Source organism: Cellulophaga baltica 18 (assembly GCF_000468615.2).
GTDB lineage: Bacteria > Bacteroidota > Bacteroidia > Flavobacteriales > Flavobacteriaceae > Cellulophaga > Cellulophaga baltica.
The window spans coordinates 2172321-2186653 of record NZ_CP009976.1; the positions used below are offsets into that span (position 1 = coordinate 2172321).

Here is a 14333-nt window from a genome sequence, read left to right on the forward strand (position 1 = left end):
ATGAAAACCTTAAATCTTAATACCTCTTATTACAAATGGGTTTTTGGCATACTATGCTTAGTAGGCTTCTTACATACCACAAGTGTTACTGCTCAACAAGATGCACAGTACACGCAATACATGTATAATACGGTGAGCGTAAACCCTGGTTATGCGGGCTCAAGAGGGCACATGACCGTTGGTTTATTGCACAGGTCTCAATGGTTAGGGTTAGATGGGGCGCCCACAACGCAAACATTTAATGTGCATTCTCCAATAGGGTATAGAGGAGTAGGTTTAGGGCTGTCTATTGTCAATGATAAAATTGGGCCAACTTCTGAAACTAATTTTGATGTAGATTTCTCGTATACCATTCCTGTTTCTACCGAGGCAAAAATAAGTTTTGGATTAAAAGGAAGTGTCAATTTATTAGATATTAGATATTCTGAACTCAACCAGTATGCAGCTGATCAAACATTACAACAGGATATTAGTAACCGATTGTCTCCTAACATTGGCGCAGGGGTTTATTATCATACGGAAAAGTTTTATGCAGGATTGTCTGTGCCTCGTTTTTTAGAAACTTCGCATTTTGACGAATCTTCGCTATCTACTGCTAAGGAACAAATGAACTTTTATTTTATTACCGGTTACGTTTGGGAATTAAATCCTAGTTTAAAATTTAAACCAGCTTTATTAACCAAATTAGTACAAGGTGCGCCACTTCAAGTAGATGCTTCTGCAAACTTTATGATTAATGATAAATTAATTTTAGGAGCTGCTTACCGTTGGAGTGCTGCCGTAAGTGGTATGGTTGGTTTTAACGTTTCAGAAGGGTTCTTAATTGGGATTGCTTATGATCGTGAGACTACAGATTTAGGAAACACAAGTTTCAATGATGGTTCTTTTGAAATTGTATTGCGATACGACTTCATTAAAACTAAGGGGAATTTAAAATCACCTCGTTTCTTCTAAAATTTTTTAAGGCGCATTAATGTCATTCTTTTAGTTACAATCTTCTTATTTATTTTTTCTTAAACTTTTTATATCCTATAAAGATGTTATTTTTGTAAGGATGGCGTATGTCATTATTGCTAAGATTAAAAAAAAAGAAAATTGAAAGAAGAACACGTAATCCTTGTAAATCAATCTGATGAACAAATAGGAACCATGCCCAAAATGGAGGCACATGAAAAAGCGGTGTTACACCGTGCCTTTTCTGTGTTTATCATGAATAAGAAGGGCGAAACTATGTTGCAGCAACGCGCAGCACATAAGTACCATTCACCGCTACTCTGGACAAATACCTGTTGTAGTCATCAGCGCGTTGGAGAAACTAATATTCAAGCAGGAAAAAGAAGACTGCAAGAAGAAATGGGTTTTCAAGCAGAACTAAAAGAACTATTCTCATTCATATACAAAGCTCCCTTTGATAATGGGTTAACAGAACATGAACTTGATCATGTAATGGTGGGGTATTCTGATCATCCCCCAGAAATTAATCCAGAAGAAGTAGCAGACTGGAAATGGATGCTGCCGGAAGATGTCAAGAATGATATTGCTGCAAATCCGGACCACTACACCGCTTGGTTTAAGATTATATTTGAAAAATTCTACAGTTACATCACGCAACATAAATTTGAATCATGAAAGTAAAAGTAAGTAGAAAGGCACATTTTAACGCTGCTCACCGTTTGTACAATCCTGATTGGAGTTTTGAAAAAAATGATGCCATCTTTGGACTTTGTAATAACCCCAATTTTCACGGTCATAATTATGAGCTTATTGTGAGTATTACGGGTAAAATAGATCCTGAAACGGGGTTTGTTATTGATGTGAAGATTTTAAAAGATTTGATTAAAAGCGAAATCGAGAATGCTTTTGATCATAAAAACCTTAATGTAGAGGTTCCTGAATTTAAAAATTTAAACCCTACCGCAGAAAATATAGCGGTGGTAATTTATGATAAATTAAGACCGCACTTTGAAAGTGACAAAGATTTGGAGGTAATTTTGTATGAGACTCCAAGAAATTTTGTTACTTACACTGGTAATAATGAATAACTAAAACAGAACAAGTTAAATTTGAAATCATGAATTTATATCCTTTAAAATTTAATCCAATCTTAAAAGAACGTCTGTGGGGCGGAACCAAATTAGGTGACATTTTTGGTAAACCTATTGAAAATGATATTACCGGTGAAAGCTGGGAATTATCTACTGTTAAAGGAGATATATCTGTGGTTGCAAATGGAGATTTGTCAGGAACGTCACTCCAAGATTTAATAGATACTAACGCAGAGGAAGTTTTAGGCGCGAGTGTAGTGTCGCGCTTTGGAAAAGAATTTCCGATATTAATTAAGTTCATTGACGCTAAACAAGATTTGTCTATTCAATTGCACCCTAATGATGAGCTTGCTAAAAAGCGTCATAATTCTTTCGGAAAGACAGAAATGTGGTATATCATGGATGCTGATGAAGGAGCAGATTTAATTGTTGGCTTCAATAAAGATGTGACTAAAGAAGAATATCAGAAAAGCATAGAAGATGATAAACTTCTAGATTTATTAAACTACGAGAAAGTAAAAGAAGGCGATACATTTTTTATCAATACGGGAAAAATACATGCAATAGGCGCAGGAGTAGTGCTTGCTGAAATTCAGCAAACTTCTGATGTTACCTACCGTGTATTTGACTTTAATAGAAAAGATAAAGAGGGTAATTTACGTGAGTTACATACAGAAATGGCACTCGATGCTATGGATTATACAAAGAAAGACGATTTTAAAGTAGCGTATGATACTACTACAGATACTGTAAATGAGATGGTAGACTGTCCGTATTTCAAGACAAATTACATTAAACTTACTAAAGATTTAACACAAGATATTTCTAAAAGAGATTCTTTTACGATTTTTATGTGTGTGTCTGGTGCCGCAACGGTAGTGAATGAATTTGGAGAAGCTAGCATTAAAAAAGGAGAAACTGTTTTGGTTTCTGCTAATTCCAAATCAATCGAATTAAAATCTAATGGGGCTACTCTTTTAGAGGTTACGATATAAAAGTGCTTTAATGTGCTGATATACTTGTAAAAAGATTACTTTTGCAAAAAATAAAATTTAGTAAAATGGCAAGTATACAAGATTTAAAGAAAGATATTAATTACGTTCTAGGAGATATTATAGAAGCAGTATATTTCTGGGAAGCTTCAAACGGCAAAAAAAGTTCTAAAGAAGGTTCTGAACTTATTGATGAAGCAATTAATGTTTTTGATGAATTAATCGCTAAAGTAAATAATAAAAACGTAGAAAGCAGAAGCAAGCACTTGAATGGTGTTAAATCTGAATTAGAAGAAAAAGCTACTGTTTTAGTTGAAAAACTTAATAAATTAGGTTAAGAATTACTTAGCTTCAATAAAAAAAACCATCCAAGTAATTGGATGGTTTTTTGTTTTATAGCGGGATAAGAATTTATTCTTCTTTCTTCTTATCCTCTAAATATTTTTTAAGTTGTTTTCCGTATTTAGAAGCAGCAACCTCAGGGGTAAGCATTTTATGAATAGAATCTAAATACTTCATATTAGCGTCTGCCACCTCATTAATTGCAATGTAAGGGGCAATGTAAGAATCTTTGTTATTCAGTGCAAAATTCAACGCGTAGGCATAGCTGCGGTAAATGTTTTTATCAGATAACTTAATCAGAGAATCTAAAGCTAAAGAATCTTTATTTACTTTGGGATCAAAACGCATCTGTAAAATTTCTAGATTCTTAGCGTTATATCTTGACATTCCTTTTTTATACTCTTCTAATTTCTCATTAGTCTTAGAACCTGTAATTTTTGCAGAGGTATCAAAAGTATCCCAAGCAGTATCTACGGTAATGATACCTGGTTCTCCAAAGAAGGTAATTCTATCATTTATATCATTATGATCATTTTTTACTAAATACAGATAATAAATATCTGGATTTTCAATAGGCGATTCAAAGCTGAAATCTCCGTTTCCTTTTATTTCTAAGGAATCAAGGTTTACTAAAACCGTATCCTGTAATTGTTGAAGGTAAAGTGTTCCTTTTTTTAAACCTTTAATAGATCCGTTTACGGTCATTGAATTTTTAGAATCTCCTGAACAGGAAATCAAGAAAAGTCCAACTAAGGACAGTAAGAAAATGTTCTTCATGGTATTAATTTTGGTGGGCAAATATCACTATTTTTTTATTTCAATTCGATATAAATACACGTGTACGTGAATTATTTATACACAATATTACATTTTGGAAGCTATTTCCATAAGATAAGCACAAAGTAACGCTCCTCCTGTACCTACTACATAGCCAAATACGGCCAACAAAACACCTACGGAGGTCAATGAGGAATGAAATTCTGCAGCAACAACAGGGGCAGATGCTGCGCCACCCACATTTGCTTGGCTTCCTACCGCCAAGAAAAAGTAAGGGGCTTTGATGAGTTTGGCTACTAAAATAAGTAACAAGGCATGTATAGAAATCCATATAAAACCAACAACTAACAATCCTGGATTCTCTAATATTTTAGTAAGATCCATTTTCATACCAATAGTTGCCACTAGAATATAAATAAAAATACTGCCTATTTTACTAGCGCCTGCCCCTTCATAATTTTTTGCTTTCGTAAAAGATAAAACGATACCACATGCAGTGGCAATCACCACCATCCAAAAGAAATTAGAGCCTAAGAATGATAAGAAATTACTAGGGTCTGCTACAGCACTACTATTCTTAGTAAGGTATTCACTGATGGTATCTCCAAAAAAATGTGATATTCCTACGGCTGTAAAGGCGAAGCATAGCATCAGCATATAATCTTGCAATGTTGGCACTCGTGTTATTTTTGCAGAAAATGCACTTACTTTTAGTTTTAAAGTTTCTATCGCAGAGGTATCTGCTTGTAACCATTTATCTATGGCTTTTGTTTTTCCTACTCCAAATAGTATAACAGCCATCCAAACGTTAGCCACAACAATATCTACCAATACCATTTTGCCATATTCATCAGGATTGTATTTGAAAATTTCTAACATGGCTGCTTGGTTTGCACCGCCACCTATCCAACTACCAGCAATGGTAGAAAGGCCTCTCCAAATAGCATCAAAATCATTGCCGCCTACTGTTTCTGGAGAAAAAATAGAAACCAACAATATGGCTATAGGTCCGCCTATAATAATCCCTACTGACCCTGTTAAAAACATAATCAATGCTTTTGATCCTAAATTAGAAATTGCTTTAAGGTCTATGCTTAAAGTCATTAATACTAAAGCAGCTGGCAGGAGATACCTGCTAGCCATAAAATAAAGCTGAGATAGGTCATCTGAAATAATACGACAACTTGCTAAAACAGCAGGTAGTAAGTAACACATGAGTACAGCAGGGACAATACTATAAAATTTACGCCAAAAACCTGTAGTGATGGAGGAGGTGTAAAAAATAAACCCTAGACAAAGTGCTAATAATCCAAAAACAACCGCATCATTTGTAATTAAAACTTCATTCATACATATAAAATATCAAGGATGATTTTTTTCAAATATAATTAATCTCTAAGATGTTCTTGGATAAATTTGGCCACGCCATGTGCTGTATTTTCTTCGGCAATATAATTAGCAATTGCTTTTACTTCTGTTCTAGCATTGCCTACCGCAACACCACACCCAACATGTTCTAACATTTCTATATCATTGTAGTTGTCACCAAAAGCTATGACATCTGCTAGCGCTTCTTCTGTTTGTAATAATTTCTGTATGGCCGAAAGCTTAGTGACACTTTTTGGTGCTATTTCAATTAATGTATCGTTGGAACGGTAAATAGCAATAGCATCATCATGGTTTTTTTGTAACTCTGGGAAAATAGCATCGCATGATGCCTTTGTTCCCATAAGCATCACTTTATGCGCTCCTTCTATTTTTCTAGAGCGCCAATCTTGAAATGTAGCTGGTGTTGGCCTAAAATCTGGTGTTGCCTTGGTGTACTTAATCTCTTTTTCAACACGCTCAGACGTTCCCTCAACATACCACTCATCGGCATAATACAGTCCTAATTTAATTCCGTGATCTTCGGTAAGGCTATAAATAGATTTTAAAACTCGAAGGGGGATAGCAACAGAATCTAAAATTGCATTTCCATGAAGGATCAATGCACCATTGTAGCAAACAATAGGTTCATTTTCTATCCCTAGGTCTTTTTGTAAATAGGTCATAGCCTTAGGCATTCTAGCTGATGCTAAATAGACCTTTACGGAATTGTTGATTCTTTTAATTTCTGATATGGTGAGTTCAGAAACATCACTCTTTGTAGAAAGCAGGGTTCCATCTAAATCGGAACAAAGTATTTTATACCTCAATATTATTTTTTTAAATGTTTAGCCAATAGGTGAATTTCAGATTTATCGACCTATTTCTAGGTTCAAAATCGTTTACAATATAATTATCATTATACACAATGAATAAATCTGATAAGGGAGCAAAACGCCATTGTAAGCGCGAATTGAAACCTAGATTATTCCGCTGATTACTATATTGCACTAAGGTAGACCAAAAGATTGATTTACTAAATGTAAATTCAAAACTAGGACTTACTAACCAGAAATCTGCGCTAGAGTAGGGTGCTGGCAGTGTTATCTTATCATAACTCACTAACAAGGAGATTGCCGCTTTTGGTTGTAAGCGTAAAGTCATTTCTGCGGCAGAAGAAGCTCTTGTTCCATTAAAAAATGCCCCATAAGATTGTTCTAAAGAATAGGAAAAAGCTTTCCGAGAATCAGAACTAAAATTCATTGCGGCAGTAGAATAGGTGTATTCAGAATTTGCGGGTAATGCAACAGCTTCTGCAGTTCGGCTAGGGTCAAACCCATTAACAAGATAGGTGTAGTTGCTATCTACACTGAAATTAAATTCGGTTTGGTTTACAAACTCAGCTCCCCAAGAGGCACGTACCGTGTAATCTGTTGTTTTAAAATCTAGCTCCGGATTTAAGGTGAAAATAGGAAATACTTCAAAACTATGGCTGTTAATTTTACTTGCGGTAGGCCAGAATACACGTTCAAACCCCGTTACAAACTTAAAAATATTTGTTCTCCGTATAAAACCGAGGTCAGATCTAAAGTCATCTCCTATATATACCCAATCGGAAAATACATTAAACTTTCTACTATTGTAAGATATATAGGCACCTGTAGAGATATCCTTACTATCGGAATCATGCTGAAAAGATTTATGCATATAGAACTTACCGTTCCAAGTATTGTCAGCAGAAGCTAGATTATAATCAACTCCCAAAACTCTATTGTACCGATCTTCTGGGGCTACAAAATCATACGATTTAAACGCTTCTCTGTTGATAAAAAACAAGCCAATATTAGATCTAGAGAATATTTTGCGTTGTAGGGCAAACATGGAGTTATTATTAGAGGGAATTTCATTTTCTAAATCCTCGGCCGTTTGTAGGTTTAAAAAGCCTAAGCGCCAATCATTACTAAGCTTACCGCTTAAACGAAAACCACCAATAATTTTGTTTTCTATAGAGTTGTTATCCTTATCCCTAGCAATACCTATACGTCTGGAAAAGAACGGATTCGCATCTTGGCTACCACCAAAACTAGAAAAGAGATCGCTATTATCTACAAAAAATTGCCGTTTTTCAGGTAAGGATACTTCAAAGCGGGTAAGGTTAGTAAATACATTATCTACTTCTACATTAGAAAAGTCTGGATTTAAGGTGATGTCTAAATTCATCCCATTACCAATAGCTACTTTAGCATCTCCACCAAATTTGAGATTGGTTTTACTGGCATTGGTTTCAAAATCTTTCTGTGCAAGCGTATTTACATAAGGTATAATGGCAATTGGTGTTCTGTATTTTCCTAAAGGCTTTTCAAACGTCATTTCTCCCATAAAAGCCAAGCTATAAATAGATTGGTTTTGTGGAATTTTAGCCCAAGTACTGGTTTCATTATTTTGGGTATCAAATCTGTAGCTGTTAAATCGCCATTTTGTTTCTCCTTCTTTAAATTTGAAGGAGGTTAATGGTATGGCAAGCTCAGCAGTATAATAGTTGTCAAAGCTTCTAGCTTCTCCCTTCCATTTTACATCCCAAGAGGTGTTAAAACCACCATCGCTACCACCTCCATTAGAAATTAAGGCTTCCCGAATGACTCCAAACGGATTTATACCAAACAGAAAAGCATTGGTGCCATCATTAAAGGTATCAAACAACAAGCTTATATTATCATTTCCGCCAGCTCTAAAATCTCTTTTTAAAGATGGAGTTACGTAGTTGCTTCCTGAAGTTTCTAAACGAATACCAATATATAAATGAGTACCATCATAAAACATTCTGATGTCTGTATCTTTCTGAGCAAGTATGGTATCTGATGGGAAATATTGTTGAAATTTTGTGGCACTTTCTGCTTTTTCCCATACACCTTCGTCTAAAATACCGTCTATCTGAGGAATTTCAGGAATGTATTTAATAGTAATGTGTTTGTCCTCATTTTGAGCTAAAACAGATAGTGAAGCAAGGAAAAAGAGGTAACATATAGAGAACTTGAACATTAGGCTTGGTTTCGTTGGTTCTCAAATTTAAGGGTTTATTTTGTGATAAAACATGAAAGAAGTATCCTATAGTTGTAAATTAACCCTTAGCTATTGCTTATTGTGAAATAAATTGAAGCACTGTTGCTATCATTTTAGGTGAAATAGGATATTTAGGATTAAGGTATCCTTCATACCCTTGAACCTCAGCATCTTCTTCTTTCATGATATGATTCATGTTAGAGATAATCATTAAGGTTGCTTCTGGCTGAGCCACTTTTAAGTTTTGAGCGTTAGTAATAGCGACCTGAATATCTTTATCACCATTAAGGATGAGTATAGGAATCTGTAGTTTTTTATATTTAATTAGACTTAAATTTTTTGGTCTTTTTCTTGTCAGGATTTTTAAATAAACGCTTTAAGAAACCGTCTTTTTTTACAGGATCGCAGTTAAGGTTTTGCAATACTTCGTCAGAAGTTATTTCAAACTGTGCTTTAGTAATTGCATTAAATTCTTTATCCTTATTTAGCTTTTGCAGTAATAAGGCAAACATAGGTAGGGCGGCATTTGCTCCTTGCCCTAAACTAGTACTTTTAAAACCTAATTCATGATTGTCTAATCCTACCCAAGTAATATGTACAAGCTTTGGCGTGATCCCTACAAACCATGCATCTTTATTATTTTGTGTAGTTCCGGTTTTACCAGCAATAGCATTCGGTAAATTATAAGCGTCTCTTAATCTAGAAGCGGTACCAGAATTAATAGTTTCTTTCATCATTTCTATCATGGTTTGTCTGGTCTCAGAAGAAAATGCTTCGGTATCGGCAATTTTAGGTTTAAAAGTTTCTAAAATAGAATCTTTACTGTTACTAATGGTCTGAATTAAAAATGGAGTCACCGGTTTGCTGTTATTTACAAAAGAAGCATATGCTCCTGCCAATTCTGTAATTTTTATTTCTCCGGTTCCTAAGGCTAAAGAAGGTTCACTAGGTAATTTTTCTAAAATGCCCATTTTATTAGCTTGTCGTATAACTTTTAAGACACCAACTTCTTCTAATACTTTTACGGCTACGGTGTTAACACTATTACTCAATGCTTGCTCCATAGAATAGTTTAAGTAGGCTTCGTCTTTACTGCCAGAATTACTAGGAGACCATCCCTTTAAATTTTCATAAGCTACCTCCTGTGCAGAAAAATACGTACAGGGAGCTATTCCATTTTCTAATGCGGCTGTATACACAATGGGTTTGAATGTAGAACCTACCTGGCGTTTACTCTGGGAAATATGGTCGTATTTGAAGTATTTGAAATTTACGCCGCCAATCCAAGTTTTTACAGCTCCCGTAGTTGGGTCTATTCCTAAAGATCCTGTATTTAAATATTTTAAATAATGCTGTAGGCTGTCTATTGTATTAGCTTCAACTGTCTTTTCGCCTTCCCAACCTGCGAGCGTCATTTTTCTTTTAATACTTAAAGAGTCTAGTATTTGATTTTCTGAAAGACCTTCTTTTTTAAGTTTTTTATAAGCATTGGTTCGCTTAAGTAGCTTATCCAAGAGTTTTTTATTGGTAAGCCAAGGGGCGTTTTTACCATAACTTTTTTCAAAATCTTTTTGCAAATTAGACAAATGTGTAACCATAGCTTCTTCGGCTAATTGTTGCATTTTATAATCAAGGGTGGTATAAATTTTTAAGCCAGAGGTATAAATATTGTATTCATTCCCATGCTCTTTTTGAGTAGTACTCCAAGCTAACAATTGCTTGCGGACTTCCTCTCTGAAATAAGGTGCAAGTCCATCATTGTAATTAAATTCTTTATAATCTAGTTTTAATGGTAAAGCACTAAGGCTATCTTTTTCTATAGCTGAAATAAAATTGTTTTTTTGCATAGCCTGCAAGACCAAGTTTCTTCTTTTTAAGCTGTTTTCAGGGAATACTCTAGGATTATATCCATAAGTAGCCTTTAACATCCCCACTAAAACGGCTGCTTCTTCCGTGTTTAAATTCCTAGCTTTTTTATTGAAAAACTTTAAAGAGGCACTCTCAATACCAAATGTATTATCGCCAAAGCTCACCGTATTTAAATAATGATAAAGCAACTCTTCTTTACTGTAAATGTCTTCTAGACGAGCGGCTATAAACATCTCTTTAATTTTATCAACGGCAATATTGGTATTTTTGCGTTCTTCTCTGGGATATAGGTTTTTTGCGAGTTGCTGGGTGATAGTACTACCTCCACCAGAACTTTTATCTTGCATTAAAATAGATTTGAAAGCTACCCGCATTAAACTAGGATAGTCTACACCGGAATGAGAATAGAAACGTTCATCTTCGATAGAAATTAGTGCTTCTAAAAGATTTTCAGGGAACTCTTCAAACGCAATGGGTTGCCTATCAAAAAAATAATATTTACCAATAAGCGTACTATCTGCTGCATAGACTTCGCTTGCTTTTTGATACTCTAAATTACCCAACTCTTTTTTACTAGGTATTTCTCCCCATAAACCTATACGAATACTAAGAATGAATAGGATAAATAAGAGGAGTAATCCTATTACTGCAAGAAGTAAATACCGTAGAATTGGAGACTTAATTTTTTTGAAAATCACGCGTGTGCACTTTTAGTTAAAATATTAAAAACTATATACGACTTAATCATGCATTAAGGTTGTATTGTTTATTTTTGAGCTTTAAAAATGTAAAGATTGAGTAAATTTTAAATTGATGAAGAAAATTACCATTTTATTATTAACCCTATCCATTCAATTTGTATTTTCTACGGATGGAGAGTGGTCTAAAACAGGACATAGAACAACAGGTGAAGTTGCACAACGCCATCTAAGTAGAAAAGCAAAGAAGGCAATTGCAAAATTGTTAGATGGGCAAAGTTTAGCTTTAGTTTCTACCTTTGCGGATGATATAAAATCTGATAAAAAGTATAAAGAGTTTAGTGCTTGGCATTATGTAAATTACCCTGCAGATAAAAAATATACGGAAGTAGCACCTAGCCCATACGGTGATATCGTTATGGGAATTCAAAAATGTGCTGCGATCGTAAAAGATAAAAATAGTTCACAAGAAGATAAAGTATTCTACCTCAAATTTCTAGTACATTTATTAGGAGACTTGCATCAACCCATGCATGTGGGAAGACAAGAGGATAAAGGCGGTAATGATATTCAAATACAGTGGTTTGGAAAAGGATCTAATCTACACCGACTTTGGGATAGTAACATGATTGATGACTACGGGATGAGTTTTACTGAGATTGCAGATAATTTACCAGAGCTAACCAAAGATGAGGAGAAGCAAATTCAAGAAGGTACTGTTTTTGACTGGGTAGAAGAATCTAAAGGATTAGCAACAGAGTTATATGCTTCTGTTGAGGTTGGAGAGAAACTAGGGTATGCCTATAGCTATAAATATTGGGGACTTGTAGAAACACAATTGCAAAAAGGCGGATTGCGTTTAGCAAAAGTTCTAAATGAAGTTTTTGAGTAACATTTAATACACCACCCTAAAGGTTAGGTTTATTCGCTCTTGAATAGGTTTAGCAGTTTTAGGTATTTGGTGCAACCAATGGTGTTGTGTTGCTCCTTTCATAAGTAAGAGACTACCATGTTCCAACAAAAGTTTATGTTTTAAATTTTTGTTGGTTCTGTGTTTTAAATGGAAAAAACGTTCTTCTCCAAGGGTAATGGAAGCAATTATAGGGTTTTGACCTAATTCTTTTTCATTGTCTGCATGCCAGCCATTACTGTCTTTACCGTCTCTGTATAAGTTTAACAAACAGGTAGTAAAGGTTGTCTGCGCAAGTGTATCTGCTTCATTTTTAATCTGTAACAGTTCTTTCGTAAATACATGTGGGCGCATTGAAATGCTAGAATAAGAGTAAGCCTTATCATTGTTAGCATATAATGCGGTTAGCCTTGGCTGAGCATATTTCTTTCCAAACACGGTAATATCATCTTGTTGCCAAGGTGTTTGTTCTCTAAGTTTGGCAAAATAGCTATCTGCTGAACGGGTATCAAAGAAATTAGGATAGTATATAAGGTCACTATCTGGTAGATTTAAATGAAGCGCTTCAGAAAAAAGGTTTGCCATTATTGTATAATCGACTTTAATTGGTTTCTGTACTCAGAAGGATTTTGTCCTGTAAACTGTTTGAATGATTTATTAAAGTGCGAAAAATTATTGAATCCGCTTTCAAAAGCTACATCTGCAATGCTCATAGGCTTTTCTGCTAAAAGCTTTGAAGCATGTACCAAACGATACTCATTTACAAACTGTACAAATGTTTTTTTAGTAATCTTTTTAAAGTACCTGCAAAATGAAGGTACCGTCATACTTGTTAAATCTGCAATGGTTTCTAAAGAAATTTCCTCTTTGAAGTTATTCTTTACAAAATTGAACACCATATTAATACGGTCATTGTCTTTCATGGAAGACTCCATAGAGAACCCTTCTGCGTTTAATAATTTAAACTCTTCAGAGTTTCCTAGTTCATTTAATATATTAAGGATAGAAAGTAGTTTTTGAAAATCTGTTTGATATTCTAAAATTTCTATTTTCTCACCAATCTTCTTTTTTGTCTTACCGTAAAAAGCTATTCCGCCTTTACACGCTTCAAAAATGGTTTGAATTTTTTTCATCTCAGGAATGTTGAAAAAATCAAAACCAAGAAAATCTTGCTTCATTTGTACCACAGTTTCAGATTTGTTTCCTGTAGTGCCATCGGTAAAACCGCAATGCGGTAGGTTAGATCCTATTAATATAAGGTCACCATCATTATAATAGGATACGTGACTCCCAATTTGTCTTTTTCCAGAACCACCATTAATGTATACCAGTTCTAGTTCAGGGTGGTAATGCCACACCGTATTCATATTGGGTTTATCCTCATCAAATTTCTGATACGTGAAAGAATGTCCAAAATCTGGAGCAATAACTTCAAACGTAGGTTTTTGTAGTATCATGCTTTTAAGTTTATATACAATTAGAAATACGCTTCATTTAGCTTCGCTGGTGCAAAGTTACCTAAAATATGTGTTATATTAACGTTAAGGTCATGTAAGGATTGTAATGATGTTAATATAGCATAGAAATTGGAAAAACGTGCATCACTTTTAACTGAATATGCGACATATCTTTGCCATGTAAATAATTAGTAATCCTCCTAAAACAAACAGTTATGAAAAAAGTTCTAAAATTTACCGCAATGGCAGCTTTAGTGTTCGGCACTTTTACAGCTTCGGCCAATGAACTAAAATTAAATGTTGCAGCCGATAAGGATGCAAAAAGTTTAATTTTTGAATTAGACATCGTATCTAAAGACACAAAAATACAATTCCTAGATAGTAACAATAACGTAATTTATTCTAATAGTAATGTTCAAAGCAGTTCTCTTCGTAAGAAATTTGATCTTAGCAAATTAGAATCAGGAGTATATACTTTTAAAGTAGACGATACTACACAAGTTACTACGTATTCTATAATGATTGACGGTGAGTCTATCAGTATCCTTAATAAGGATGAAGTGATTAAGCCAGTATTTAGAATGAAAGATAACATGGTTTACATCAACTTTTTAAACGTAGAGAAGAAAGATGTTGAGATAAAAGTTTATGATTCTAGTGATAGAGTTTTATACACTCAAAAAATATCTGATACTTTGATTGTTGAAAAAGCAGTAAACTTCAAGACAGCTCACAAAGGTGATTACACTATCGCTGTAAAAAATTCAAAAGGAGTTTACACAGAAAACGTAAGTATATAATATTGAAAATTTGGTTTT

15 protein-coding genes are annotated in these 14333 nt (G+C 34.3%); 7 read left to right on the plus strand and 8 right to left on the minus strand.

Annotated elements, in window-relative coordinates; genetic code table 11:
* The 5 genes from M666_RS09265 to M666_RS09285 all read left to right on the plus strand — a co-directional run bounded on the left by M666_RS09265 (nucleotide 1) and on the right by M666_RS09285 (nucleotide 3375).
* The gene (locus tag M666_RS09265; protein ID WP_029446947.1) at nucleotides 1-954 is read left to right on the plus strand and encodes a PorP/SprF family type IX secretion system membrane protein; all 954 of its coding nucleotides are present in this window, start codon (nucleotides 1-3) and stop codon (nucleotides 952-954) included.
* Between the two features lie 141 nt (nucleotides 955-1095).
* On the plus strand, nucleotides 1096-1629 hold the full coding sequence (idi, locus tag M666_RS09270) for an isopentenyl-diphosphate Delta-isomerase (RefSeq protein ID WP_024481542.1): 534 nt from the start codon (nucleotides 1096-1098) through the stop codon (nucleotides 1627-1629).
* Nucleotides 1626-2042 (plus strand): 6-pyruvoyl trahydropterin synthase family protein, encoded by a 417-nt coding sequence (locus M666_RS09275; RefSeq protein ID WP_025615738.1) that lies wholly within the window; start codon nucleotides 1626-1628, stop codon nucleotides 2040-2042. The genes idi and M666_RS09275 overlap by 4 nt, the downstream gene beginning before the upstream one ends.
* Before the next feature lie 29 nt (nucleotides 2043-2071).
* Nucleotides 2072-3040 carry a type I phosphomannose isomerase catalytic subunit gene (locus tag M666_RS09280; protein WP_029446946.1) on the plus strand — a complete coding sequence of 323 codons (969 nt, stop codon included), beginning with the start codon at nucleotides 2072-2074 and terminating at the stop codon, nucleotides 3038-3040.
* 65 nt (nucleotides 3041-3105) lie between these two features.
* Nucleotides 3106-3375: a hypothetical protein gene (locus tag M666_RS09285; protein ID WP_024481539.1), complete on the plus strand. Its 270-nt coding sequence runs from the start codon at nucleotides 3106-3108 to the stop codon at nucleotides 3373-3375.
* A 73-nt stretch (nucleotides 3376-3448) separates the two neighbouring features.
* Here M666_RS09285 and M666_RS09290 read toward each other — a convergent pair whose 3' ends face one another.
* The 6 genes from M666_RS09290 to M666_RS09310 form a co-directional block, all read right to left on the minus strand.
* The gene (locus M666_RS09290) at nucleotides 3449-4156 is read right to left on the minus strand and encodes a DUF4369 domain-containing protein (protein ID WP_024481538.1); all 708 of its coding nucleotides are present in this window, start codon (nucleotides 4154-4156) and stop codon (nucleotides 3449-3451) included.
* Nucleotides 4157-4243: 87 nt separating this feature from the next.
* Complete coding sequence (locus M666_RS09295) at nucleotides 4244-5506, minus strand: DUF819 family protein (RefSeq protein ID WP_029446945.1); 1263 nt, start codon at nucleotides 5504-5506, stop codon at nucleotides 4244-4246.
* Nucleotides 5507-5544: 38 nt separating this feature from the next.
* Nucleotides 5545-6351: an HAD family hydrolase gene (locus M666_RS09300; protein WP_029446944.1), complete on the minus strand. Its 807-nt coding sequence runs from the start codon at nucleotides 6349-6351 to the stop codon at nucleotides 5545-5547.
* A gap of 10 nt (nucleotides 6352-6361) precedes the next feature.
* Nucleotides 6362-8560: a DUF5916 domain-containing protein gene (locus M666_RS09305; RefSeq protein WP_029446943.1), complete on the minus strand. Its 2199-nt coding sequence runs from the start codon at nucleotides 8558-8560 to the stop codon at nucleotides 6362-6364.
* Between the two features lie 97 nt (nucleotides 8561-8657).
* Nucleotides 8658-8816 carry a hypothetical protein gene (locus M666_RS20490; RefSeq protein ID WP_155854734.1) on the minus strand — a complete coding sequence of 53 codons (159 nt, stop codon included), beginning with the start codon at nucleotides 8814-8816 and terminating at the stop codon, nucleotides 8658-8660.
* 85 nt (nucleotides 8817-8901) lie between these two features.
* The gene (locus M666_RS09310) at nucleotides 8902-11148 is read right to left on the minus strand and encodes a transglycosylase domain-containing protein (RefSeq protein ID WP_029446942.1); all 2247 of its coding nucleotides are present in this window, start codon (nucleotides 11146-11148) and stop codon (nucleotides 8902-8904) included.
* Between the two features lie 115 nt (nucleotides 11149-11263).
* Here M666_RS09310 and M666_RS09315 point away from each other — a divergent pair, with 115 nt between their 5' ends.
* Nucleotides 11264-12040, plus strand: coding sequence for a S1/P1 nuclease (locus M666_RS09315; RefSeq protein ID WP_029446941.1), 777 nt, complete (start codon nucleotides 11264-11266; stop codon nucleotides 12038-12040).
* A gap of 3 nt (nucleotides 12041-12043) precedes the next feature.
* Here M666_RS09315 and M666_RS09320 read toward each other — a convergent pair whose 3' ends face one another.
* The gene (locus M666_RS09320) at nucleotides 12044-12643 is read right to left on the minus strand and encodes an alpha-ketoglutarate-dependent dioxygenase AlkB family protein (RefSeq protein WP_029446940.1); all 600 of its coding nucleotides are present in this window, start codon (nucleotides 12641-12643) and stop codon (nucleotides 12044-12046) included.
* On the minus strand, nucleotides 12643-13515 hold the full coding sequence (locus M666_RS09325) for an AraC family transcriptional regulator (protein ID WP_025615730.1): 873 nt from the start codon (nucleotides 13513-13515) through the stop codon (nucleotides 12643-12645). Before M666_RS09325 ends, M666_RS09320 begins: the two co-directional genes overlap by 1 nt.
* Before the next feature lie 215 nt (nucleotides 13516-13730).
* On the opposite strand from M666_RS09325, the gene M666_RS09330 reads away from it, so the two are divergent.
* Nucleotides 13731-14315 (plus strand): T9SS type A sorting domain-containing protein, encoded by a 585-nt coding sequence (locus M666_RS09330; RefSeq protein ID WP_029446939.1) that lies wholly within the window; start codon nucleotides 13731-13733, stop codon nucleotides 14313-14315.
* The last annotated feature ends 18 nt before the right edge of the window (nucleotides 14316-14333 follow it).

Excerpts from the sequence above, each read along its gene's own strand:
- M666_RS09285 (WP_024481539.1), top strand. The coding sequence starts at position 3,106 with ATGGCAAGTATACAAGATTTAAAGAAAGATATTAATTACGTTCTAGGA.
- M666_RS09320 (WP_029446940.1), bottom strand. The coding sequence starts at position 12,643 with ATGGCAAACCTTTTTTCTGAAGCGCTTCATTTAAATCTACCAGATAGT.
- M666_RS09295 (WP_029446945.1), bottom strand. The coding sequence starts at position 5,506 with ATGAATGAAGTTTTAATTACAAATGATGCGGTTGTTTTTGGATTATTA.
- M666_RS09290 (WP_024481538.1), bottom strand. The coding sequence starts at position 4,156 with ATGAAGAACATTTTCTTACTGTCCTTAGTTGGACTTTTCTTGATTTCC.
- M666_RS09275 (WP_025615738.1), top strand. The coding sequence starts at position 1,626 with ATGAAAGTAAAAGTAAGTAGAAAGGCACATTTTAACGCTGCTCACCGT.
- M666_RS09305 (WP_029446943.1), bottom strand. The coding sequence starts at position 8,560 with ATGTTCAAGTTCTCTATATGTTACCTCTTTTTCCTTGCTTCACTATCT.
- M666_RS09330 (WP_029446939.1), top strand. The coding sequence starts at position 13,731 with ATGAAAAAAGTTCTAAAATTTACCGCAATGGCAGCTTTAGTGTTCGGC.
- M666_RS09315 (WP_029446941.1), top strand. The coding sequence starts at position 11,264 with ATGAAGAAAATTACCATTTTATTATTAACCCTATCCATTCAATTTGTA.
- M666_RS09325 (WP_025615730.1), bottom strand. The coding sequence starts at position 13,515 with ATGATACTACAAAAACCTACGTTTGAAGTTATTGCTCCAGATTTTGGA.
- M666_RS09280 (WP_029446946.1), top strand. The coding sequence starts at position 2,072 with ATGAATTTATATCCTTTAAAATTTAATCCAATCTTAAAAGAACGTCTG.
- M666_RS09265 (WP_029446947.1), top strand. The coding sequence starts at position 1 with ATGAAAACCTTAAATCTTAATACCTCTTATTACAAATGGGTTTTTGGC.